Genomic DNA, 23,911 nt, shown 5'->3' with positions numbered 1-23,911 from the left:
ATTGGGAAGCCATATGATTGGCATTAAAAGTATCGCCAGTTACGTGCCGACTGACGGCGTGGACAACTACGCCCAGGGCGCGAAATTCGGCAAGGACCAGGATTTTATCTTCGGCAAGATCGGTTCGACCTTTTTGCCACGCAAGGATGCTGCCCAGGAAACGTCCGACCTCTGCGTAGAGGCCGCGAAAAACCTGTTCGCTGTCAATCCATCCCTGGACCCGGCATCCATCGATGTGGTGATCGTGGTCACTCAGAACGGTGATGCCGAAGGTTTGCCGCATACGGCGGCGATCGTCCAGCACAAGCTCGGCCTGTCGACAGCGGTTGCCGCTTTTGACATCTCGCTGGGCTGTTCGGGTTATGTCTACGGCCTTTATGCGATGAAAGGCTTCATGGAGGCCGCAGGCCTGAGAAACGGCTTGTTGATCACCGCCGACCCCTATTCGAAGATCGTCGACCCGGAGGATCGCAACACCACCATGTTGTTTGGTGATGCCGCCACGGCCACTTGGATGGGTGAGGGTGCCGCCTGGCAGTTGGGCAGGTCGTTGTTCGGCAGCGATGGTGCCGGTGCCGAGCACCTACGTACCACCGACGGCAAGTTCTTCATGAATGGTCGCCAGGTTTACAACTTCGCCTTGGTCAAGGTGCCTGCACACCTGCAGCAGTTGCTCGAAGCCAGCAAGTTGCAGGCTGACGATATCGATCTGTACTGCTTGCATCAGGGGAGCGCCGCGATCGTCGACGCGGTGTCGTCGCGCTTTGTCGAGGGCGAATATAAGCAGAAGTTCGTCAAGGATATGGTGGAAACCGGCAACACGGTGTCGTCAAGCATTCCACTACTGCTCGAAAAGCACGTGCTCGGTTCGCAGCACAGGCGCGTGGCGCTCAGCGGCTTTGGTGTGGGGCTGTCTTGGGGGTCGGCGATCCTCGAAAGGGCGCCTGAGTAAGATTGTGCCGATGGATCGTCCGATGCCACTGCAAGGCATCGGACGATTGTTGCGGTATCAGACGCGGAAATAGCCCACGGTTGAATCGAACGGGAGACGCTTGAGTTCGATTTTGTTCAGATCCAGCACGTCGCGCAATGCAGCGGTCTCGCCGGGGAAGTTACGGTAGGCGACTTCGTCGAGTACAACGATCGCACCTTTTGGCATGTAAGGCAGGAAGGTTTCCAAGGCTACTTTGGTCGAAGAATACAGGTCGGTGTCAAGAATCAGCATCGCCACCACAAGGTCGGGGCGGGTCTTGACGAAGGCAGGTACGGTCTCGAGGATGTCGCCTTTGATGATCTCGCAGCGCGGAATGCGATTGACCGGGCGCACCAGGTCATTAGTGTCGATCATTTCCTGAAGAATCGAGTCATCGGTGTCGGAGAACATCGTTTCGTTGATGTCCGTCGGATCATTCTCTTTGTCGATGCTGGCAAATCCTTGGAAAGTATCGAAACCAATGATCGAGCGATTGATTGCATATGGTTCCAGAATCATTGACAGGTGCATGTAGAGCATCAATGAGTTGCCCTTGTAGACGCCGCATTCGACGATTGCGCCGGGTACGTCCTGCACCATCTTGAACAGCTCCATGCGCGATAGCGCGGCTGTCACGGTGATTCGGTTGGCAAACACGAACGGTGCATCGGCAACGTACTGCGCGTCTACCTTGCTCAGCACGGTGGCGCGTTTTTCGTTGTACTCAACTTCCGCAGCAGTCAGGCGGCGCTTTGTCATGGGTTGACTCCCTGGAATCTGGAAAAATCTTTGGCGTGGAAAAGGTCTTTAAAACCGGCGTGGGCGTCGACGCAGCCATTGTCTACGTTGGGTGCGCCGCGCTTGTTGATCAGATCTTGCAAGTGAATCAGGCGGAAATCGACACTGAAACGCACTTGATCGGTGGTGTTGGCCACGGTGCCATGCAAGTGGGAGCCACTGAATATCAGCATCTCGCCGCTGTTGCTGGCAATGCGCAGTTCTGAGCGGTCATCAATTTCTTCCAAGGGAACCGGGTGCACGCGGTTTTCCTGCGTGATGTTTTCCTTGGCTTTGAAGCGTTGTTCGGTGATCCAGTGCTCCAGGCTCCAGCCGTCGGATGAGTTGTTCACCGGGCGGTTGAAGTAGGCAGGGTTGATCATCATGGTTTGTTCGGGCTTGAGCGAGTACAGCGGCATCCAGGTATTGATCTGGCAGTCGACATTGCCGTACCAGGTGTCCCGGTGGGGTTTGTAGGCATAACTGACGCCTGCATGCAGGTAATCGTAATGTGGCACTACCCGTACGCGTGGCACATCGAACAAGTATTCGCCTGGATCGGCCCCGATTTCCAGAATGAACGCCTGGATCAGCGCCTTGGCTTCTCCGCCATTGGTGAAATGGCGTTTGAGGGCGGTTACCCGCTCAACGAAACTTTCCACCGGCATCATTTTATGCAGCGATTGGTGATCGGTTTCTCCATCGAACGCTTGAGTGATAGAGGCCCGGGCAAGGGCGCACAGGTCGTATGCACTGCGCAGGGATGTGTCGAGAAAAATGTCGCCCTGGTAAATGTCATCTCGCAGCGCCGGCCTGCTCTTCGTCTGGTTTACGTATAAATTCATGGCTGATCAGCTCTTGGAGGGTTCCAGAAGGTATCGAGCCTTTATTGCGCGGCTCTATTTGGGTCCTGGCTGCCAGGCGCGGGCTTTCGCGTGCTGACAGCGGAGAGTGAAATTGGGATCGGCCGCGTGGCGGGCAACTTTAGAGTATGTTGACCATTTTCACAGGGAGGTGGAGTGAGGCGTCATTTGTCACGGCTGATGCTATCTCTGAGGTGATGCTTCACGCGTGCGAAGATTTTTTGGCGTCAACGTATTGATTTTCTTGGGCTGGCAGGTGGCCAGTAAATTTTTTTAAAAAAAACCTCAAGCAACGCGCCCTGACGACGATAACCATGACGAAGGTTCTCTGTGCCACACCCGGCGAATTGCCAAGGCCGGAAGCCGTAGTACCCAATCCAACGAGGAATTCGTCATGGCTTTGACCGTTAACACCAACACCACCTCTCTGGGTGTTCAGAAAAACCTGAACCGTGCTACCGATGCACTGAGCACCTCGATGACCCGCCTGTCTTCCGGCCTGAAAATCAACAGCGCCAAGGACGACGCCGCCGGCCTGCAAATTGCCACTCGTATGACCTCGCAGATTCGCGGTCAGACCATGGCTATCAAGAACGCCAACGACGGTATCTCCATCGCCCAGACCGCTGAAGGTGCGATGCAAGAGCAGACCAACATCCTGCAGCGCATGCGTGAACTGGCCATCCAGGCCAACAACGCTTCGAACAGCGACAAGGACCGTGATGCTCTGAACACTGAGTTCGCCTCGATGTCCGACGAGCTGACTCGTATCGCCAACAGCACCCAGCTGAACGGCAAGAACCTGCTCAACACCACTGCCACCTTGAGCTTCCAGGTTGGTTCCAACACTGGTACTGAAAACCAGATCTCCATCAAGCTGGCTAACCTGACTGCTTCCGCCCTGGGTGTTAACTCGGGTGCTATCGCGATTTCTGGTGCTGACAGCACCATCAGCGCTAACTTCAGCGCTGCTGTGAACGCTATCGACTCCGCTCTGCAAACCATCAACAGCACCCGTGCTGATCTGGGTGCTGCTCAGAACCGTCTGACCAGCACCATCAACAACCTGCAGAACATCAACGAGAACGCTGAAGCCGCTCGTGGCCGTGTACAGGACACCGACTTTGCTGCTGAAACTGCCCAGCTGACCAAGCAGCAGACTCTGCAGCAAGCTTCGACCTCGGTTCTGGCTCAGGCCAACCAGCTGCCGTCGGCAGTACTGAAGCTGCTGGGCTAATCTGCCTAGTCGCTGGCGGGGAAGCGCATGCGTGGCGCTTCTCCGCCTTTTCATCGTGAGGTGGTGGGCATGGACATGAGTGCCAAGCTGAACCTGAGTTACCCGGTCGCACGTTCGGTTGAGCAGGTTGCCGAAAAGCCGGTTACCCGGGCAGTTGAAGCTGCAGTACCCAGTGAAGACGACAAGAAAGACTCGCTGGCGGCGAAGGATGCCGATAAGGTCAAGAATGCCGTCTCTGAAATCGAAAAATTTTTGAAAGCGTCACAGCGCAATCTGGAGTTCTCCACGGACGAAGAATCCGGCAAGATCGTCGTCAAAGTCATCGCCAGCGACAGTGGTGAGTTGATTCGCCAATTGCCCTCGGAAGAGGCGTTGCGAATTGCCCGCAGCCTGAGTGATGCCAACAGTGTTCTGTTCGACGCCAAGGTTTGACTGGCGGCGAGCACCAATGAAGTAAAGCATGTCGGCCCCGCAGGAGTGGGCTGGCGGTTAACGAGAGGGAGAACAGCATGGCAAGCCCAATCGCCTCCAGTACTGGCCTCGGGTCCGGTCTGGACATCGGTTCGATCGTCAAGGTCCTGGTCCAGTCCGACACTGCCGCCAAGCAGGCGCAGATTACCCGGCAGACCAGTAACAACAGTGCGATGATCTCCGGAATCGGGTCGCTGCGTAGTGCCCTCACGGCCTTCCAGACTGCCATGACCAAGCTCAACGACAAGACCGCGCCGTCGTTCAATGCCTATGCGGCTACTTCGGCCAATGACAAGGTCGTCAAGGTCACCTCGGGCAACACCGCAGTCGCCGGTAGTTACGACATTCAGGTAGCAAAGCTGGCAACAGGTTCGAAAGTGGCTAGCCAGGCGTTTGTCGAAGGTGCCTCCAAAGCGATTGCCGCGGGAACCCTGACGATCGAACAAGGTGATCCCGCAGATGGCGGCACGGCCTACACGATCGAGGTCGGTGCTGGCGCCACGCTGCAAAGCGTGCGCGACCAGATCAACAAGGAAATGAGTACCAACGGCATCAGTGCCAACATCATTACGGGTGAGGATGGCGCTCGTCTGGTGTTGACGTCCTCAAAGACTGGCGCGGGCAATGATCTCTCATTGAAGGGGGATGTCGATCAGACTGAGCTGAATATTGTCGGCACCCAGAAGATGGTAGGGACGGGGGCAGGCTATATTACCGATATAGCTCAGGACGCCGAGCTGACGATCGATGGCCTGAAGATCACCAGCACCACCAATACCATCAGTGATTCGATCAGTGGTTTGAGCCTGGAGTTGATCAGTGAGAGCGCGGCGGCCACCAAGGTCACCGTAGCGGCCAACAATGATGGCCTGAAGACCTCCATCCAAAGTTTTGTCGATGCCTACAACACGCTGCAGAAGGCTATTACGTCGCTGACTTCGACCAGCCGTGATGACGATGACAACCTGGTGCTGGGGCCGCTGACCAACGACCCTACCACCCGGTCGCTGTTGGGTGATATTCGTAAGGTGCTTTCCGAAGTGGGGGCAGGCGATCAGCTGACCACTCTGAGTCAGTTGGGTATCAACACACAAAAAGACGGCACTCTGGAGTTCAACAGCACCAAATTCGCCGCAGCGATGAATGACAAGAAGTTGGGGGCGGAAGTGCAGGAGTTGTTCACCGGCACGAATGGCATTTTCGAGCGGATGAACAAGGCCATTGACCCGTACAATGCCACTGATGGTAGTTTGGCTAGCCGTAATAGCGCATTGAGCAACGTTGCAAAGAACTTGAGTGAGCAGCAGGCTGCCCTCGATCGGCGCACCGACTCGTTGACCGAATCACTGACCAAGAAATACGTGGCCTTGGACACTGCCCTAGGCAAGATGAAAGCCCAGGCCGACCAGATCACGTCGATCTTCGAGGCGATCAACGCGCAGGCCAAGAAGTCCTGATTCTTTCCGTGTGACAAAAGCCCGGCAGCGTTTGCCATACGCGCCGGGCTTTTCGTTTTAACCCTAAAGTTTTTTGACGTGGCGGCGATACACAGGGTAGACGCAACCTTTTTCGCAGCAACGAGGCAGATCCATGAACCCGATGTTGGCCCTTCGGCAATACCAGAAAGTCAACGGCGTGGCACAGACATCCGAAGCCAGTCCGCACCGCCTGGTGCAGATGCTCATGCAGGGCGGCCTTGATCGCATGGCGCAGGCGAAGGGCGCGATCGCGCGCAATGATATCGCCCAGAAGGGTATCCTCATCGGCAAGGCCATCGACATCATCGGCGGCCTGCGTGAAGGCCTGGATCTGGAAAACCATGCCGACACCCTGGCCGATCTGGACAACCTGTATACCTACATGAGTCGTCGCTTGATCGAAGCCAATGCAAAAAATGACCCGGAGATCATCGACGAAGTGGCGCGCCTGCTGATCACCATCAAGGAAGGTTGGGACGCGATCGGCGATCCGTCGGCGGCTTCCTAAGCCAGGAGGATGACATGAGCGAGGTTATCGCCCGTATAGAGCACACCCGAGAAGCCTTGCTGGCGGCGCTGGCTGATCGCGACTGGGGTACAGTTGGCGAGCTCGACCTGGAATGCCGGCTGTGTGTCGACGATGTGCTTGCCGAGGCTCATGAAAACGAAGCGGAAGTACGTGGTAGCCTAGAGCAGTTGATGGCTGTCTACCGCCAACTAATCGCAGTTGCAAGTGGCGAACGTCAATCCCTGGTCGATGAAATGACGAAAATCCGTCAGGCGAAGAACGCGGCAAAGGTATACCATTTGTTTACCTGACCACAGATGTTGCCAAAAGCCATGCGCCATTAATTTGACTGGCTGGTGTTTTTTGACTTTACTAGTGGCTGTTTTCGAATTTCAGACGTCCGAACACTGACCATTCAGTCGGAATGATGTCGAGCACGCCCTCGGGCGCCGATATGACTAGGGAAGTTGCTATTGCATGTGGCGTGAAACCAAGATTCTGCTGATCGACGACGACAGCGCACGCCGCCGCGACCTGGCGGTGGTGCTTAACTTCCTCGGCGAAGAAAACCTCGCTTGCTCCAGCCAGGACTGGCAGCAAGTGGTCGAGCCGTTGTCTTCGAGTCGCGAAGTGTTGTGCGTGCTTATCGGCACTGTAAATGCCCCGGGCAGTGTGCTTGGGCTCGTTAAGACAGTGACTGGGTGGGATGAGTTCCTTCCGGTTCTGCTTTTAGGTGAAATTTCTTCTGCGGAGTTCCCGGAAGACCTTCGCCGCCGGGTGCTTTCCAACCTGGAAATGCCGCCAAGCTACAGCCAGCTGCTGGATTCGCTGCACCGTGCCCAGGTCTATCGCGAGATGTACGACCAGGCGCGCGAGCGTGGTCGCCAGCGCGAACCCAACCTGTTCCGCAGCCTGGTCGGCACCAGCCGTGCCATTCAGCACGTGCGGCAGATGATGCAGCAGGTGGCCGACACCGATGCCAGCGTGCTGATTTTGGGTGAGTCCGGCACCGGCAAGGAAGTAGTCGCGCGCAACCTGCACTACCATTCCAAACGCCGCGAAGCGCCGTTCGTGCCGGTCAACTGTGGCGCGATCCCGGCCGAGTTGCTGGAAAGCGAACTGTTCGGTCACGAGAAGGGTGCCTTCACCGGGGCGATCACCAGCCGTGCCGGGCGTTTCGAGCTGGCCAACGGCGGTACCCTGTTCCTCGACGAAATCGGCGACATGCCGTTGCCGATGCAGGTCAAGCTGTTGCGCGTGCTGCAGGAGCGTACCTTCGAGCGCGTGGGCAGCAACAAGACCCAGAGCATCGATGTGCGCATCATTGCCGCGACCCACAAGAACCTCGAGACCATGATCGAGGAGGGCACGTTCCGCGAAGACCTGTACTACCGCCTGAACGTGTTCCCTATCGAGATGGCGCCGCTGCGTGAGCGGGTGGAAGACATCCCGCTGCTGATGAACGAGCTGATCTCGCGCATGGAGCATGAGAAGCGCGGGTCCATCCGCTTCAACTCCGCGTCGATCATGTCGCTGTGTCGCCACGGCTGGCCGGGTAACGTGCGCGAGCTGGCCAATCTGGTCGAGCGTATGGCGATCATGCACCCGTACGGGGTGATTGGCGTTTCCGAGCTGCCGAAGAAATTCCGTTACGTCGATGACGAAGACGAGCAGATGGTCGACAGCCTGCGCAGCGACCTGGAAGAGCGCGTCGCAATCAACGGCCATACGCCGAACTTCAGCAACCACGCCATGCTGCCACCTGAAGGCCTGGACCTGAAGGACTACCTGGGTAGCCTGGAGCAGGGCCTGATCCAGCAGGCGCTGGACGATGCCAACGGTATCGTTGCACGTGCAGCTGAACGTTTGCGCATTCGCCGTACCACTCTGGTAGAGAAAATGCGCAAGTACGGCATGAGCCGTCAGGGGGGCGAGGACCAGGCGGAGGATTGACGGCCGCGGCGGGGTGTCCGGTTTGGTCTTGATGGTGTCCGTCAGATCGCCAGCGCGGCCTCACTCGCCTCCTCAGGTCATTTTTGAACTTGAACGCTCAACTTCCCCGGGTAGCACAGCGGCCCGCTCAAAAGGGGAGCAGGCGTGCTTAAGGGGGCATCACCGTCTGGTTTGTTCTGCCTCATGTATTGGTACCTCTGACAGTGGTTCGTCGAATCAATGTACCCAAGGTCTGTACGGGTGTAGTCATTTGAGTTGCTTGGGCCGGTATGTTTGGTGGGTTTACCTGGGGCGCAGGAACGTTTTCGTATTCGGTCAGAAGCAGGGCAATCCGGGTTCGAGCCAATCTTTCGGCTTCGCTCGTAAGAGAGAGGTTATGTGTCCAGTGATTCACGCTGCTGGCAAGTAAACTCGATCGTTGTTGATGATTCATATCCGCAACGCTACTAAAAATTTCTCGGTGAATCGGATTGTTCGTGTTGTTCATCTCCGCCCTGGAATGTGCCTCGCGCTCTGCTGCGGCTTGGGCTTCTCGAGTTTCTCGTCTTGCGTTCGCACGGGCTTGTCCAGCTTGGGCCCTGAGGGATCTCTCACGCTGACGCAAACGCGAGGATTCGCGGAGAGTGGGATTGCCTCCATAGCGACGTTGGGGGGTGTTGACAGGTCTGAGCGGGGTGCGCATTTGTCCACTTGGGTCTGAAAAATTGATCGGGTCGCCGTTGCAATAGCAGTAGCTGTTGAGCCCTCCCAGTAAAAAAGGGCTCTGTGAGTCAGATGTGTTGAATCTCATCAATCGACTGCTGTAGGGGCGATGGCCGTTTCCCAGGAGATAGAGCCTGGAAAACGGGTCGTGATGCTCACCGTTGTAGGCAAGTGCTGGAGCCGCTGAGCCGCAGTCGGTATGTAGGCCGTAGGCGCTGTAATTCATCGTTGTGTGATGACTCTTCTGTTTCATTTCCAGGGGGACTTTCTGGTCGGGCGGTTGGGTATGCATGATCAATGGCTCCGTTGTTGGACACACCGGGTTCAAAGTAGATTTACAACGTGGGGCGTCACAACTAGCAGTTTTGTCAGGCCCGGAAACGGTGACGGAAGCCGGTGAAGGGGCCGCAAGCGATTGACCAGGCTGTCTTGATGCAGAGGCGGCTGGGCAGGCCTGTGGCGAGTTTGAAAGCGGGCACCGGGGCAAATACCACGTCTCTCCCATGGGCATGGCCATCCGCGAGGGGCTGCGCGATCTGCTCCTGACTCCAAAGCGCAAGCCCTGTACAAAACCCCATCTCCGGCACGGCTATTGCTACACCGCTGGCAAACACCGTTTTTATGACGGTCAGCCATGCGAGAGAGCAAGATGCCCCAGGCCGCCCACGTAATCCGAGCCCCTGATCCGCAGGGGCAAACCCCGGTCGAGCAGGACAGCCGCCAGGGTGTCGAGCAGGCGTTCGCCCTGTTCAATCAGGTGTCCAGCCAACTCAGTCAGTCCTACAGCCTGCTCGAAGCCCGGGTCAGCGAACTTAAGGGCGAGCTGGCGGTGGTCAGTGCCCAGCGTATCGCTGAGCTCAGTGAAAAAGAGCGCCTCGCCAACCGCCTGCAGAACCTGCTGGACCTGCTGCCCGGCGGGGTGATCGTGATCGATGGCCAGGGCCTGGTGCGCGAAGCCAACCCGGCCGCCTGCGAACTGCTCGGCGAGCCGCTGGTCGGCCAGCTGTGGCGCCAGGTGATCGCCCGCAGCTTTGCCCCGCGCAAGGATGACGGTCACGAAGTCTCGCTGCGCGACGGCCGCCGTCTGTCCATTGCCACTCGCTCGCTGGATGCCGAGCCTGGCCAGTTGGTGTTGCTCAACGACCTGACCGAAACCCGTCGCCTGCAGGACCAGCTGGCTCGCCACGAGCGCCTGTCTTCGCTGGGGCGCATGGTCGCCTCGCTGGCGCACCAGATCCGCACGCCACTGTCGGCGGCGATGCTCTACGCCAGCCACCTGGCTGATCCCGAACAAGAGCTGAGCGCGGAAACCCGCCAGCGCTTTGCCGGTACCCTGAAGGAACGCTTGCACGAGCTGGAACACCAAGTGCGCGACATGCTGGTATTCGCCCGTGGCGAGCTGCCGCTGAATGATCGAGTCACGCCAAAAGCCTTGTTCCAGGCCCTGCAGCAGGCTGCCCAGGCGCATGTGCAAGGGCACGCCGTGCGCTGGCAGTGCGACAGCCACCTGGGTGAGCTACTGTGCAACCGCGACACCCTGGTTGGTGCATTGCTCAACCTGATCGAAAATGCGCTGCAAGCCAGCGACGGCCCGGCGCGACTGAAGGTGCACCTGTTCCGCCGCGAGTGCAGCCTGCACCTGTGTGTAAGCGACGCCGGCAGTGGGATCGATGGCGACCTGCTCGGCCGCCTGGGCGAGCCGTTCCTGACCACCAAGGCCACTGGCACCGGCCTGGGCCTGGCCGTGGTCAAGGCCGTGGTGCGCGCGCACCAAGGTACGCTGCGCCTGCGCTCCAGGGTTGGCCGTGGCACCTGTGTGCGGGTGGAACTGCCGTTGATCGACGGGCAGCTGGCGGAGGGCATGTAATGACGATCAAGGTGCTGCTGGTCGAGGACGACCGCGTATTGCGCCAGGCGCTGGGCGATACCCTGGAAATCGGCGGCTTCGCCTACCAGGCGGTGGGCAGTGCCGAAGAAGCGCTGGAAGCGGTGCTGGAGGAGGCCTTCAGCCTGGTAGTCAGCGATGTGAACATGCCAGGCATGGATGGGCACCAACTGCTGGCCCAGCTGCGCCGCCAGCAACCGCAACTGCCCGTGTTGCTGATGACTGCGCATGCCGCGGTGGAGCGTGCCGTCGAGGCGATGCGCCAAGGCGCCGCCGACTATCTGGTCAAGCCGTTCGAGCCCAAGGCGTTGCTCAGCCTGGTCGAGCGGCATGCCGCCGGGCGCGTGGCTGAAGAAGAAGGCCCGGTGGCCTGCGAACCAGCCAGTCGACAGTTGCTGGAGCTGGCCGCGCGGGTGGCGCGCAGTGACTCGACCGTGCTGATTTCGGGCGAGTCCGGCACCGGCAAGGAAGTGCTGGCGCGCTTCATTCATCAGCAATCGTCGCGGGCAGCGCAGCCCTTCGTGGCGATCAATTGTGCTGCCATCCCCGACAACATGCTCGAGGCCACGCTGTTCGGCCACGAAAAGGGTGCCTTCACTGGCGCCATCGCTGCCCAGGCCGGCAAGTTCGAGCAGGCCGAAGGCGGCACCTTGCTGCTTGATGAGATCTCGGAGATGCCGATGGCCTTGCAGGCCAAGCTGCTGCGCGTGCTGCAGGAGCGCGAGGTGGAGCGGGTAGGCGGGCGCAAGCCGATTAGCCTGGATATCCGTGTGCTGGCCACCACCAACCGTGACCTGGCTGGCGAAGTGGCGGCCGGGCGTTTCCGTGAAGACCTCTACTACCGCCTTTCGGTGTTCCCCCTGGCCTGGCGCCCGCTGCGCGAACGCCCGGGTGACATCCTGCAACTGGCCGAGCGCCTGTTGGCGCGTCACGTGGCCAAGATGAAGCACGCCCCGGTGCACCTGTCGCCCCAGGCCCGGGCCTGCCTGCAGGCGTATGCCTGGCCGGGCAACGTACGCGAACTGGACAACGCCCTGCAGCGGGCGCTGATCCTGCAGCAGGGCGGGGTGATCGAGGCGGCGGATTTTTGTCTGGCAGGCGCCATTCCATTGTCAGCTGGCATCGAGCCATCACCTGAAGTGGTGGCCGAGCCTGGCGGGCTGGGCGATGACATGCGTCGCCATGAGTACCAGATGATCATCGACACCCTGCGAGCCGAGCGCGGCCGCCGCAAGGAGGCGGCCGAACGCCTGGGGATAAGCCCGCGTACCTTGCGCTACAAGCTGGCGCAGATGCGCGATGCCGGGTTTGACGTCGAGGCCAGCCTGTTCGGCTGACAAAAACCTCAGAGCTTGCGCAGCCTTTGTAGGAGCAGCCTTGTGCTGCGAAGAGGCCAGCAAGGCAGAAGGTGGTCTGTTGCATCAAACGCCCCTTTCGCTGCACAAGGCTGCTCCTACAGTGAACCGAGGTGCGCGTGCCAAGGCTGGCACCTTTGTTGCTTTACGTTGGCTATCCGCCGCATCACTGTCAAAAAAATGCGGCCGCAGGAGAGAGAAGGGTCATGAGCCAAGGTGTTGAATTCAATCGTCTGATGTTGGACATGCGGGCCATGCAGGCCGATGCCATGTCGCTGCCCAAGGTGGCCGCCGCTCCCGAGCTGGCACCGGGGCAGAGTACCTTTGCCGACATGCTCGGCCAGGCCATCGGCAAGGTGCATGAGACTCAGCAGGCTTCGACCCAGCTGGCCAACGCCTTCGAGATCGGCAAGAGTGGCGTCGACCTGACCGATGTGATGATCGCTTCGCAAAAGGCCAGCGTGTCGATGCAGGCCCTGACCCAGGTACGCAACAAGCTGGTCCAGGCGTATCAGGACATCATGCAGATGCCGGTTTGAGGACGGACGTAAACCATGGCTGAAGCAGTCGTCGACAACGCCCCTGCCAAGAGCGGCCCGCCCGCGGCCAAGCCGCCGCTGTTCGGCATGGCGTTTCTGGAAAATATCGCGCAGATGCCCATGCTGCGTCAGATCGGCCTTCTGGTCGGTCTGGCCGCCAGCGTGGCGATCGGCTTTGCCGTGGTACTGTGGTCGCAACAACCTGATTACCGTCCGCTGTACGGCAGCCTGGCGGGCATGGACACCAAGCAGGTCATGGATACCCTGGCCGCTGCCGACATCCCCTACAACGTCGAGCCCAACTCCGGGGCTCTGCTGGTCAAGGCCGACGACCTCTCCCGTGCGCGCCTGAAACTGGCGGCCGCCGGCGTGGCGCCAAGCGATGGCAACGTCGGTTTCGAATTGCTCGACAAGGAACAGGGCCTGGGCACCAGCCAGTTCATGGAAGCCACCCGTTACCGTCGCAGCCTGGAAGGCGAGCTGGCGCGTACCGTGTCCAGCCTGAACAACGTCAAGGGCGCGCGCGTGCACCTGGCCATCCCGAAAAGCTCGGTGTTCGTGCGTGACGAACGCAAGCCCAGCGCCTCGGTACTGGTCGAGCTGTACCCGGGCCGTGCCCTGGAAGCCGGGCAAGTGATGGCCATCGTCAACCTGGTCGCCACCAGCGTGCCGGAACTGGACAAGTCCCAGGTCACCGTGGTCGACCAGAAGGGCAACCTGCTGTCCGAGCAGATCCAGGACACCGCCCTGACCCAGGCAGGCAAACAGTTCGACTACAGCCGCCGGGTAGAAAGCATGCTCACCCAGCGGGTGCACAACATCCTGCAGCCGGTGCTGGGGAATGACCGCTACAAGGCCGAAGTGTCTGCCGACCTCGACTTCAGCGCGGTCGAATCCACCTCCGAGCAGTTCAACCCCGACCAGCCGGCACTGCGCAGCGAGCAGTCGGTCGACGAACAGCGTGCCAGCAGCCAGGGCCCGCAAGGTGTCCCCGGCGCACTGAGCAACCAGCCGCCAGGCCCGGCCTCGGCACCGCAGACCACCGGTGGTGCCGCTACCCCGGCCGCGGCCATCCAGCCTGGCCAGCCGCTGGTGGATGCCAACGGCCAGCAGATCATGGACCCGGCCACCGGCCAGCCGATGCTCGCGCCGTACCCGTCGGACAAGCGCCAGCAAAGCACCAAGAACTTCGAGCTGGACCGCTCCATCAGCCACACCCGCCAGCAGCAGGGGCGCATGACCCGCCTGTCGGTGGCGGTGGTGGTGGACGACCAGGTCAAGATTGACCCGGCCACCGGCGACACCACCCGTGCGCCATGGGGCGCCGAGGACCTGGCACGCTTCACTCGCCTGGTACAGGACGCGGTCGGCTTCGATGCCAGCCGTGGCGACAGTGTGACGGTGATCAACGTGCCGTTCGCCGCCGACCGTGGCGAAGAGATCGCCGATATCGCCTTCTACCAGCAGCCGTGGTTCTGGGACATCGTCAAGCAAGTGCTGGGCGTGGTGTTCATCCTGGTGCTGGTGTTCGGTGTGCTGCGCCCGGTGCTGAACAACATTACAGGGGGCGGCAAGCAGGCTGCCTCGGATAGCGACATGGAGCTGGGCGGCATGATGGGTCTGGATGGCGAACTGGCCAACGACCGCGTCACTCTGGGTGGCCCGACAAGCATTCTGCTGCCTAGCCCGAACGAGGGTTACGAGGCACAGCTCAACGCAATCAAAGGCCTGGTGGCCGAAGACCCGGGCCGCGTTGCCCAGGTCGTGAAAGAGTGGATCAACGCCGATGAGTGATAACCGAGCCGTTACCGCCAAGCTGAGCCGCGTCGACAAGGCGGCGATCCTCCTGCTTTCGCTGGGCGAGACCGATGCCGCCCAGGTGCTGCGGCACATGGGGCCCAAGGAAGTGCAGCGTGTGGGTGTGGCCATGGCGCAGATGGGCAATGTGCACCGTGAACAGGTCGAGCAGGTGATGAGCGAGTTCGTCGAAATCGTCGGCGACCAGACCAGCCTGGGCGTGGGCTCCGATGCCTATATCCGCAAAATGCTCAACCAGGCCCTGGGCGAGGACAAGGCCAATGGCCTGGTCGACCGCATCCTGCTCGGTGGCAACACCAGCGGCCTGGACAGCCTGAAGTGGATGGAGCCGCGCGCCGTTGCCGACGTGATCCGCTACGAGCACCCGCAGATCCAGGCCATCGTGGTCGCCTACCTCGACCCCGACCAGGCCGGCGAAGTGCTGAGCAACTTCGACCACAAGGTGCGCCTGGACATCGTCCTGCGCGTGTCGTCGCTGAACACCGTGCAGCCGGCGGCGCTGAAGGAGCTGAACCAGATCCTCGAGAAGCAGTTCTCGGGCAACTCCAACGCGGCGCGTACCACCTTGGGTGGCATCAAGCGCGCCGCCGACATCATGAACTTCCTCGACAGCTCGGTGGAAGGTGCACTGATGGACGCGATCCGCGAAATCGACAGCGACCTGTCGGAGCAGATCGAAGACCTGATGTTCGTCTTCAACAACCTGGCCGACGTCGACGACCGAGGCATCCAGGCGCTGCTGCGCGAAGTCTCGTCCGACGTGCTGGTGGTGTCGCTCAAGGGCGCCGACGAGCGGGTCAAGGACAAGATCTTCAAGAACATGTCCAAACGTGCCTCGGAACTGTTGCGCGACGACCTGGAGGCCAAGGGGCCGGTGCGGGTCAGCGATGTGGAAACGGCGCAGAAGGAAATCCTCACCATCGCCCGCCGCATGGCCGAGGCCGGCGAGATCGTGCTCGGCGGCAAGGGCGCCGAGGAAATGATCTAAGGTCTTCGCGATCTGAAAGCCGACGCCGCCCCTTGTGGGAGCGGGTTTACCCGCGAAGGCGTCGGACCTGGCGATAGAGGTTGTCGCTGCCGACGCATTCGCGGGTGAACCCGCTCCCACAGGGACCGTGTCGGCTGAACATGGTTTGAGAACATGACAGCATGCCCACCAAAGAACATCACCCCAGCGACCTGATCCGCGCCCGCGACCTCGAGGGCGTGGACGTATGGGCGCTGCCCAGCTTCGACCCGGAACCCGAGCCTGAGCCCGAACCGGAGCCGGAGCCCGAGGTAGTCGAGGAAGAAGTCGAGGAAGTGCCGCTGGAAGAAGTCCAGCCGCTGACCCTGGAAGAACTCGAGGCCATCCGCCAGGAAGCCTACAACGAAGGCTTTGCCACCGGTGAGCGCGAGGGCTTCCATAGCACCCAGCTCAAGGTCCGCCAGGAAGCCGAAGAGGCCCTGAAGACCAAGCTGGAGAGCCTCGACCGGCTGATGACCAACCTGATGGAGCCGATCGCCGAGCAGGACACGCAGATCGAGAAAGCCCTGGTCCACCTGGTGGCTCACATGACCCGCCAGGTGATCGGTCGCGAACTGCGGGGCGATTCCAGCCAGATCACCCAGGTACTGCGCGAAGCGCTCAAGCTGCTGCCCATGGGCGCGGACAATATCCGCATCCATCTCAACCCGCAGGATTTCGAGCTGGCCAAGGCCCTGCGCGAGCGCCATGAGGAAAGCTGGCGGCTGCTAGAAGACAGCGCGCTGCTGCCGGGCGGCTGCCGTATCGAGACCGCGCACAGCCGCATCGACGCGACCATGGAAACCCGCATCGAGAAAGCCGTGGCGCAACTGTTCGATCAGTTGCACGACCATTCGCTGCACCCGGCAGCGCCGGACATGTCGGTAGACCTGGACAGCCTGCCAGAGCGTGCCATGGGTAGCCCGGATGCATCTTGAACGCACCAGCTTCGGCAAACGCCTGGGCAGTTACGCCGAGGCCATCGAACTGCCGGCCCAGCCCATCGTCGAAGGCCGCCTGCTACGCATGGTCGGCCTCACCCTGGAAGCCGAAGGCCTGCGCGCTGCAGTCGGCAGCCGCTGCCTGGTAATCAACGACGACAGTTACCACCCGGTGCAGGTGGAGGCCGAAGTCATGGGCTTTGCCGGGCCCAAGGTATTCCTCATGCCGGTCGGCAGCATTGTCGGCATCGCCCCCGGCGCGCGGGTGGTGCCGCTGGATGACAGCGGCCGCCTGCCCATGGGCATGAGCATGCTCGGCAGGGTGCTCGACGGCGCCGGTCGCGCGCTGGATGGCAAGGGCGGGATGAAGGCCGAGGACTGGGTGCCGATGGATGGCCCGGTGATCAACCCGTTGAACCGCGACCCCATCAGCAAGCCGCTGGACGTGGGAATTCGCAGCATCAATGGCCTGCTCACGGTCGGTCGCGGCCAGCGCTTGGGCCTGTTCGCCGGTACCGGTGTGGGCAAGTCGGTGTTGCTGGGCATGATGACCCGCTTCACCGAAGCCGAAATCATCGTCGTCGGCCTGATCGGCGAGCGGGGTCGCGAGGTCAAGGAATTCATCGAGCATATCCTGGGTGAGGAAGGCCTCAAGCGCTCGGTGGTGGTCGCTTCGCCCGCCGACGATGCGCCGCTGATGCGTCTGCGCGCCGCCATGTACTGCACACGTATTGCCGAGTACTTCCGCGACAAGGGCAAGAACGTGCTGTTGCTGATGGACTCGCTGACCCGTTTCGCCCAGGCCCAGCGTGAAATCGCCCTGGCCATCGGCGAGCCGCCGGCCACCCGGGGTTACCCGCCGTCGGTGTTCGCCAAGCTGCCCAAGCTGGTGGAGCGGGCCGGCAACGGCGAGCCAGGTGGTGGTTCGATCACCGCGTTCTATACCGTGTTGTCCGAGGGCGACGACCAGCAGGACCCGATTGCCGACGCGGCGCGCGGTGTGCTCGATGGCCACTTCGTGCTGTCGCGGCGGCTGGCCGAGGAAGGCCATTACCCGGCCATCGACATCGAAGCCTCGATCAGCCGGGTCATGCCCCAGGTGGTCGATGCCGACCATTTGCGCCAGGCGCAAAAGTTCAAGCAGTTGTGGTCGCGCCTGTCGCAGAGCCGCGACCTGATCAGCGTGGGTGCCTACGTGGCGGGTGGCGACCCGGAAACCGACCTGGCCATCGCCCTGCAATCGAAGCTGGTGGAGTTTCTGCGCCAGGGCCTGCGCGAGAGCGTGGGCATGGCGCAAAGCCGCGAACAGCTGGGGGCTATCTTTGCGCCCCCGGCGGGCGGTTGATAGGCCATGGCGCTGCCCGGACGTGCCGCGCGCCTGGCGCCGGTGGTGGACATGGCCGAAGAGGCCGAGCGCCAGGCGGCCCAGCGCCTTGGGCAGTTCCAGCAGCAGGTGGCCACGGCCCAGGCCAAACTGGCCGAGCTCGAGCGGTTTCGCGAGGATTACCAGCTGCAGTGGATCAATCGTGGCGGGCAGGGGGTGAACGGTAGCTGGCTGGTCAATTACCAGCGCTTCCTCGGGCAGCTGGAAACGGCCATGACCCAGCAGCGCCAGAGCCTGGTCTGGCACCAGAACAACCTCAACAATGCCCGAGGCACCTGGCAGCAGGCCTATGCCCGGGTGGAAGGCCTGCGCAAGCTGGTGCAGCGCTATCTGGAGGAAGCCCGGCGGGCCGAAGACAAGCGCGAGCAGCGCCTGCTCGACGAGCTGTCACAACGCCTGCCGCGGCAGAACCACCTATAGCCTGTACTGGCCTCTTCGCGGGTAAACCTGCTTCCACAGGCACGGCGCAGGATTCGAATTTGTGGAGATCCTGTGGGAGCGGGTTCACCCGCGAAGAGGCCGGGACAGGCAGCCCACATGCTTGCCACCCCCGCCATCGCCTGCTAAACCTTTATGGAGTTGCATCCGCCATCATCGAAGGAATCGCTAGCATGGCAGTCGAGACTGATTTTTCGCAGGACGGGAAAAAGCTGACGATAAAGATCAAGGGGCGCTTCGATTTCGGCAAGCACCAGGAATTTCGCGACGCCTACGAACGCCAGCCCAGCCGGCCAGATTCGGTGGTCGTCGACCTGAAGGACACTACCTACCTCGACAGTTCCGCGCTCGGCATGCTGCTGTTGCTACGTGACCATGCGGGCGGCGATGAGTCGGATGTGCGTGTGGTGCATGCCAGCTCCGACGTGCGCAAGATCCTCGCCATCTCCAATTTCGAAAAACTCTTCGATATCAGTTGAGCGCCGACATGCCGGCCGAACAGGCGTTGACCGTGCTGGTGGCTGAAGACGGTGCCGCCGACCGCCTGCTCCTGGCGCAGATCGTGCGCCGTCAAGGTCATCAGGTACTTACCGCGGAAAACGGCGAGCAGGCGGTGGCGTTGTTCGTCGAGCGTCGCCCGCAACTGGTGCTGCTGGATGCGCTGATGCCGGTGATGGACGGCTTCGAGGCGGCGCGGCAGATCAAGGCCCTGGCCGGCGAAGCGCTGGTGCCGATCATTTTCCTGACTTCATTGAACGAGGAGGAAGGCCTGGTGCGCTGCCTGGAGGCAGGGGGCGACGACTTCATGGCCAAGCCCTACAGTGCGGTGATTCTCGGCGCCAAGATCCGCGCCATGGACCGCCTGCGCCGGCTGCAGGCCACCGTGATGGAGCAGCGTGACCAGATTGCCCGGCACCACCACCACCTGCTCAACGAGCAGCGGGTTGCCAAGGCGGTGTTCGACAAGGTGGCCCATTCCGGCTGCCTTGCCGCGCCCAACATCCGCTACCTGCAATCGCCGTATGCGCTGTTCAATGGCGACCTGATGCTGGCCGCGTTCACTCCGTCCGGCGACATGCGAGTGCTTCTCGGCGATTTTACCGGCCACGGCCTGCCAGCGGCGGTAGGGGCGATGCCGCTGGCTGAAGTGTTCTACGGCATGACTGCCAAGGGCTACGGCATGGCGCAGGTCCTGCGCGAGATGAACGCCAAGCTCAAGCGCATCCTGCCGGTGGACATGTTCTGTTGTGCGCTGCTGCTCAACCTGAGCATGCAGCGCGGTTCGGTGGAAGTGTGGAATGGCGGCATGCCTGATGGCTATCGCCTGGCAGTAGATGGCCAGGTGCTGTCGGCGCTGGGTTCGCGGCACCTGCCGCTGGGCATCCTGAACGCCGAGCGTTTCGATGACAGTACCGAAGTGTTGCCGCTGGCGCCGGGTGAACGCCTGCTGCTGCTATCGGACGGCGTGCTCGACACGGCCGACGACCAGGAGCGCCTGTTCGGTGTGCAGCGCCTCCACACGGTGCTGGCCGACAACCGTGACCCGGCGCGGCTGTTCGACGAAGTGATGCAGGCCCTGGAGCGCTTTGGCGGGCGCCCGCGCGATGACATCAGCCTGTGCGACATTCGTATGTTCAGTGCCGAGGAGCGGGTACCGGCGCCGATGATCTACTCTGATAGCGGTCGTTCCAGCCCGCTGGACTGGTCGCTGGGGTTCGAGGTGCGTGGCGAGAGCCTCAAGCGCTTCAACCCGGTGCCGTATCTGGTGCAGTTGTTGCAAGAGATTCATGGCCTGCGTGCGCGCACCGGCAACCTGCACAGTGTGCTCAGCGAGCTGTATTCAAACGCCCTGGAGCATGGCGTGCTGGGTCTGAACTCGCAGCTCAAGCGCGATGGACAAGGCTTTGCCGACTATTATCAGGAACGCGCCCGGCGCCTTGGGGTGCTGACCGACGGTTACGTGCGCATCGATTTCAAGGTTGAACCGCATGCCGACGGCGGGCGTCTGATGATCGAGGTCCGTGACAGTGGTGCCGGGTTCGATGTGCAGCGCGTGCTGTCGCGGCCCACGCTGGAGCAGGGGCTGAGTGGGCGTGGCCTGAATTTGGTAAGGCGGCTGGCCAGCAGCGCTTGCTGGAGTGAGGGCGGGCGTTGCGCGCATGTGGAGTTCGTCTGGTGAGCCACGGGTTGGCTCGGGCATAATCTGGCTTGATCAAGGAGTGAACAAGTGACTGACATGCATATTGACCATAAGGTACTCAGCGACCTGCGTGAGGTCATGGAAGATGGCTACCTGCAGTTGGTGCAAACCTTTCTTGACGACTCCGAGCGGCGCCTGGGCCAGCTGCATGCGGCCAAAAGTGCCGAAGAGCTCGGTTCTGCGGCCCACAGTTTCAAGGGCAGCAGCAGCAACATGGGCGCGGTTGCACTGGCCAGCCTGTGCCAGCAACTGGAGGAGCGCGCGCGGCGGCCTCCGCTGTATGGCATCGAGGACCTGATCAACCGCATCGACCTGGAGTTCGTCGAGGTGCAGCGCTTCTACCGAGGTGAGCAGCAACGCATTTCGGCGGGTTGATACACGACTTGGCGCGAGTCTTGCCTGTCTCTGGCTGGATGATTTTTTTGTTTCTGGCGCGGAGACCGCTCGATGCCTGTCGCACCCAACCCATTGTTGCAAGGCAACGCCATTGCCAATACCTCGCGTTCGGCCACCGCACAGGCCGACAAGCCGCTGCAGGCGCTGGGCGACAAGGGCGACGGCTTCGGCCAGGTGATGGCCAGGCAGGGCCGCGACAAGGCCGCAGGGCAGGACGACAAGGTCGCCCAGGCCAAGCCCAAGGACAAGCCCGAGTCGGCGCAGGGCGGCAAGAAAGCCGCTGCCGACAAACCCGCGGTTGCCGATGACGGCAAACAATTGCCAGCCGATGACCAGGCCCAGGCTGACACCGGCTTGCGCGATGCCAGCCTGGTGGCCGGCCAGGTAACCGACGCCCAGCCTGGCGCTCAGCTGATCCAGGCGCAGGCCGAGGCGGTGGCGCCGGTGTTGCAGGCCGCCGCGGCGCAGGTCACCGCCGAGCTGCCCGAGGAGCCGGCCGCCGAGGAAGCCTTCGATCCCGACGCCGATCCTCTGGCCAACCTGCCGACCTTGCGCCTGGCGCTGGAGCAAAGTGCCCAGGCCAAGGGAGCGACCTCGGCGCATGCCCTGGATCCTTCGCAGGCTCAGGGCGAGGAGGGGCAGGCCGCCGTCAATACCTTGGCGAATCTGGTCGAGAATGCCGAGGGTGAAGCGGGCGAGCCCGGCGACAAGGCCTTTGCTGCCTTGCTCGAAGATGGCCTGAAGGACACCAAGAGCGCTGGCAGCGATACACGCGTAGACGATTTCGCCAACCGCCTGGCCAACCTGACCCAGGCCGCCACGGCCAAGACCGCCAATGCCGTGCCGGCCAGTGCCAGCCCATTGCACCAACCGCTGCCGATGAACCAGAACGCCTGGGCCGAGGGCCTGGTCAACCGGGTCATGTACCTGTCCAGCCAGAACCTCAAGTCGGCGGATATCCAGCTGGAACCGGCTGAACTGGGCCGCCTGGACATTCGCGTCAATGTTGCGACGGACCAGTCGACCCAGGTCACCTTCATCAGCGGCCACGCCGGCGTGCGTGACGCCCTCGACAGCCAGGTGCACCGCCTGCGCGAGCTGTTCGCCCAGCAGGGTCTGGCACAGCCGGATGTCAACGTGGCCGACCAGTCGCGCGGGCAGCAGCAACAGCAGCAGGGTCAGGCGCAGGGCAGCAACCTGTCCGGGGTGGCGGCGCGCCGGGCCGAGCAGGGCGGGGCCGAGGCAGTCGATAGCGCCCGGCCTGTGGAGCAGCAGGTGGTTGTTGGTGACAGTGCGGTCGATTATTACGCCTGATATTTCTTTTTTTTCCGAACCGGCCTCTTCGCAGCACAAGGCTGCTCCTACAAGGGAATGCGTTCCCTGTAGGAGCAGCCTTGTGCTGCGAAGAGGTCGGTTCAGGCTTTCCAGTTCCATTCTGGCATAACACTTGCTCAAGCCAAGCCATCCTCCCTTGAACCCCCGATGGACGACGGATTATTGGCATGGCGAAGAGCGAAGCAGTCAAAGACCCCGCCACTAAAGGCAAACTCAAGCTGATCCTGCTGGCAGTAGTGGGCCTGTTGCTGGCGATCGGCCTTTCGGTGGGCGCTACCTGGTTCATCATGCACAAGAGCGAGCCAGCCCCGGCCGCCGACCCTGCAGCCAGCAACGTCAAGCCAGCGGCCATCTACGAAGCATTGGCCCCGGCCTTCGTGGTCAACTTCAACCAGAACGGCCGCCAGCGCTACATGCAGGTGAGCATCACCCTGCAAGCGCGCAGCCAGGCTGACCTGGACGCCCTCAAGGTGCACATGCCGGTAATCCGCAACAACCTGGTGATGATGTTCTCCGGGCAAGGCTTCGACACCCTGGCCGGTAGCCCGGTGGGACAGGAAATGCTGCGCCAGAAGGCCACCGCAGTGGTCCAGGAAGTGGCGCAGAAGGAAGTCGGCAAGCCGGTCGTCGACCAGTTGCTGTTCACCAATTTCGTATTGCAGTAGGAGTCCGCAATGGCCGTACAGGACCTGCTGTCCCAGGATGAAATCGATGCCCTGTTGCATGGCGTCGACGACGGGCTGGTGCAGACCGAGAGTGCATCCGAGCCTGGCAGCATCAAAAGCTACGACCTGACCAGTCAGGACCGTATCGTGCGGGGTCGCATGCCGACCCTGGAAATGATCAACGAGCGCTTCGCCCGTTACACCCGTATCAGCATGTTCAACCTGCTGCGCCGCTCCGCCGACGTGGCGGTGGGTGGCGTGCAGGTGATGAAGTTCGGTGAATACGTGCACTCGCTGTACGTGCCGACCAGCCTCAACCTGGTCAAGATCAAGCCGCTGCGCGGTACCTCGCTGTTCATCCTCGACGCCAAGCTGGTGTTCAAGCTGGTGGACAACTTCTTCGGCGGCGACGGCCGCCACGCCAAGATCGAAGGCCGCGAGTTCACCCCCACCGAGTTGCGCGTGGTGCGCATGGTGCTGGACCAGTGCTTCGTCGACCTCAAGGAAGCCTGGCAGGCAATCATGCCGGTCACCTTCGAGTACATGAACTCCGAGGTAAACCCGGCCATGGCCAACATTGTCGGCCCCAGCGAGGCGGTGGTGGTGTCCACCTTCCACATCGAACTGGACGGCGGTGGCGGCGACCTGCACGTGACCATGCCGTACTCGATGATCGAGCCGGTGCGGGAAATGCTCGACGCCGGTTTCCAGTCCGACCTGGACGACCAGGACGAGCGCTGGGTCAAGGCCCTGCGCGAGGATGTGCTGGACGTGGCCGTGCCGCTGACCGCCACCGTAGCCCGGCGCCAGCTGAAGCTGCGCGACATCCTGCATATGCAGCCTGGCGACGTGATCCCGGTGGAGCTGCCCGAGCACCTGGTGCTGCGTGCCAACGGTGTGCCGTCGTTCAAGGCGCGCCTGGGTTCGCACAAGGGCAACCTGGCGCTGCAGATCATCGACCCGATCGAACGCCGCTGACGGCGTGCC

At 61.6% G+C, this 23,911-nt stretch carries 24 protein-coding genes; 21 read left to right on the top strand and 3 right to left on the bottom strand.

All coding sequences use genetic code 11. The features are described 5' to 3' along the window. The first annotated feature begins 13 nt into the window (after positions 1-13). The gene (locus M1D87_RS18985; protein ID WP_054573102.1) at positions 14-952 is read left to right on the top strand and encodes a ketoacyl-ACP synthase III; all 939 of its coding nucleotides are present in this window, start codon (positions 14-16) and stop codon (positions 950-952) included. Positions 953-1,009: 57 nt separating this feature from the next. Here the strand turns inward: M1D87_RS18985 and M1D87_RS18980 are convergent, their stop codons facing one another. Continuing rightward, positions 1,010-1,732 (bottom strand): TylF/MycF/NovP-related O-methyltransferase, encoded by a 723-nt coding sequence (locus M1D87_RS18980; RefSeq protein ID WP_061305655.1) that lies wholly within the window; start codon positions 1,730-1,732, stop codon positions 1,010-1,012. After that, on the bottom strand, positions 1,729-2,595 hold the full coding sequence (locus M1D87_RS18975) for a 2OG-Fe(II) oxygenase family protein (protein WP_182330055.1): 867 nt from the start codon (positions 2,593-2,595) through the stop codon (positions 1,729-1,731). The genes M1D87_RS18980 and M1D87_RS18975 overlap by 4 nt, the downstream gene beginning before the upstream one ends. 412 nt (positions 2,596-3,007) lie before the next feature. On the opposite strand from M1D87_RS18975, the gene M1D87_RS18970 reads away from it, so the two are divergent. The 6 genes from M1D87_RS18970 (at position 3,008) to fleQ (ending at position 8,260) form a co-directional block, all read left to right on the top strand. Beyond that, on the top strand, positions 3,008-3,850 hold the full coding sequence (locus M1D87_RS18970) for a flagellin domain-containing protein (protein WP_054573105.1): 843 nt from the start codon (positions 3,008-3,010) through the stop codon (positions 3,848-3,850). Between the two features lie 69 nt (positions 3,851-3,919). Continuing rightward, positions 3,920-4,282: a flagellar protein FlaG gene (locus M1D87_RS18965; protein WP_061551810.1), complete on the top strand. Its 363-nt coding sequence runs from the start codon at positions 3,920-3,922 to the stop codon at positions 4,280-4,282. Positions 4,283-4,359: 77 nt separating this feature from the next. Beyond that, positions 4,360-5,778 (top strand): flagellar filament capping protein FliD, encoded by a 1,419-nt coding sequence (fliD, locus tag M1D87_RS18960; RefSeq protein ID WP_123083736.1) that lies wholly within the window; start codon positions 4,360-4,362, stop codon positions 5,776-5,778. A gap of 133 nt (positions 5,779-5,911) precedes the next feature. Beyond that, a complete protein-coding gene (fliS, locus tag M1D87_RS18955; protein ID WP_054573108.1) occupies positions 5,912-6,307 on the top strand; it encodes a flagellar export chaperone FliS in 396 nt (131 codons plus the stop codon). A gap of 14 nt (positions 6,308-6,321) precedes the next feature. Continuing rightward, a complete protein-coding gene (locus M1D87_RS18950) occupies positions 6,322-6,618 on the top strand; it encodes a flagellar protein FliT (RefSeq protein WP_061305947.1) in 297 nt (98 codons plus the stop codon). Positions 6,619-6,784: 166 nt separating this feature from the next. Beyond that, positions 6,785-8,260 carry a transcriptional regulator FleQ gene (fleQ, locus tag M1D87_RS18945; protein ID WP_123083735.1) on the top strand — a complete coding sequence of 492 codons (1,476 nt, stop codon included), beginning with the start codon at positions 6,785-6,787 and terminating at the stop codon, positions 8,258-8,260. 181 nt (positions 8,261-8,441) lie between these two features. On the opposite strand, the gene M1D87_RS18940 is transcribed toward fleQ, so the two are convergent. Continuing rightward, a complete protein-coding gene (locus M1D87_RS18940) occupies positions 8,442-9,254 on the bottom strand; it encodes an RHS repeat-associated core domain-containing protein (RefSeq protein WP_232881489.1) in 813 nt (270 codons plus the stop codon). A 357-nt stretch (positions 9,255-9,611) separates the two neighbouring features. Here M1D87_RS18940 and M1D87_RS18935 point away from each other — a divergent pair, with 357 nt between their 5' ends. From M1D87_RS18935 to fliM, 14 genes are all read left to right on the top strand, one after another. After that, positions 9,612-10,829, top strand: coding sequence for a sensor histidine kinase (locus tag M1D87_RS18935; protein WP_123083853.1), 1,218 nt, complete (start codon positions 9,612-9,614; stop codon positions 10,827-10,829). Continuing rightward, entirely contained in the window at positions 10,829-12,184 is a 1,356-nt protein-coding gene (locus M1D87_RS18930) for a sigma-54-dependent transcriptional regulator (RefSeq protein WP_047595711.1), read from the top strand. Before M1D87_RS18935 ends, M1D87_RS18930 begins: the two co-directional genes overlap by 1 nt. Before the next feature lie 224 nt (positions 12,185-12,408). Then, positions 12,409-12,741 carry a flagellar hook-basal body complex protein FliE gene (gene fliE, locus M1D87_RS18925; protein ID WP_013973606.1) on the top strand — a complete coding sequence of 111 codons (333 nt, stop codon included), beginning with the start codon at positions 12,409-12,411 and terminating at the stop codon, positions 12,739-12,741. A gap of 15 nt (positions 12,742-12,756) precedes the next feature. After that, entirely contained in the window at positions 12,757-14,535 is a 1,779-nt protein-coding gene (fliF, locus tag M1D87_RS18920) for a flagellar basal-body MS-ring/collar protein FliF (protein WP_123083734.1), read from the top strand. Further along, on the top strand, positions 14,528-15,547 hold the full coding sequence (fliG, locus tag M1D87_RS18915) for a flagellar motor switch protein FliG (protein ID WP_003257289.1): 1,020 nt from the start codon (positions 14,528-14,530) through the stop codon (positions 15,545-15,547). The genes fliF and fliG overlap by 8 nt, the downstream gene beginning before the upstream one ends. Positions 15,548-15,708: 161 nt before the next feature. Further along, entirely contained in the window at positions 15,709-16,503 is a 795-nt protein-coding gene (fliH, locus tag M1D87_RS18910; protein ID WP_039612693.1) for a flagellar assembly protein FliH, read from the top strand. Then, positions 16,493-17,851 carry a flagellar protein export ATPase FliI gene (gene fliI / locus M1D87_RS18905; RefSeq protein WP_015271217.1) on the top strand — a complete coding sequence of 453 codons (1,359 nt, stop codon included), beginning with the start codon at positions 16,493-16,495 and terminating at the stop codon, positions 17,849-17,851. Before fliH ends, fliI begins: the two co-directional genes overlap by 11 nt. Positions 17,852-17,857: 6 nt before the next feature. After that, complete coding sequence (gene fliJ, locus M1D87_RS18900; RefSeq protein WP_039612694.1) at positions 17,858-18,310, top strand: flagellar export protein FliJ; 453 nt, start codon at positions 17,858-17,860, stop codon at positions 18,308-18,310. Positions 18,311-18,501: 191 nt separating this feature from the next. After that, a complete protein-coding gene (locus tag M1D87_RS18895) occupies positions 18,502-18,807 on the top strand; it encodes an STAS domain-containing protein (protein ID WP_013973600.1) in 306 nt (101 codons plus the stop codon). Between the two features lie 8 nt (positions 18,808-18,815). Then, complete coding sequence (locus M1D87_RS18890; protein WP_421091806.1) at positions 18,816-20,507, top strand: fused response regulator/phosphatase; 1,692 nt, start codon at positions 18,816-18,818, stop codon at positions 20,505-20,507. A gap of 48 nt (positions 20,508-20,555) precedes the next feature. Continuing rightward, complete coding sequence (locus M1D87_RS18885; protein WP_025340080.1) at positions 20,556-20,903, top strand: Hpt domain-containing protein; 348 nt, start codon at positions 20,556-20,558, stop codon at positions 20,901-20,903. Positions 20,904-20,975: 72 nt separating this feature from the next. Beyond that, the gene (locus M1D87_RS18880) at positions 20,976-22,238 is read left to right on the top strand and encodes a flagellar hook-length control protein FliK (protein WP_123083732.1); all 1,263 of its coding nucleotides are present in this window, start codon (positions 20,976-20,978) and stop codon (positions 22,236-22,238) included. 188 nt (positions 22,239-22,426) lie between these two features. Continuing rightward, the gene (gene fliL, locus M1D87_RS18875; RefSeq protein WP_025340078.1) at positions 22,427-22,924 is read left to right on the top strand and encodes a flagellar basal body-associated protein FliL; all 498 of its coding nucleotides are present in this window, start codon (positions 22,427-22,429) and stop codon (positions 22,922-22,924) included. 9 nt (positions 22,925-22,933) lie between these two features. Beyond that, complete coding sequence (fliM, locus tag M1D87_RS18870) at positions 22,934-23,902, top strand: flagellar motor switch protein FliM (RefSeq protein WP_013973595.1); 969 nt, start codon at positions 22,934-22,936, stop codon at positions 23,900-23,902. Positions 23,903-23,911: the final 9 nt, after the last annotated feature.

It is taken from the genome of Pseudomonas sp. SA233, from assembly GCF_054792385.1.
This window is presented reverse-complemented; position numbering and strand designations above follow the sequence as displayed.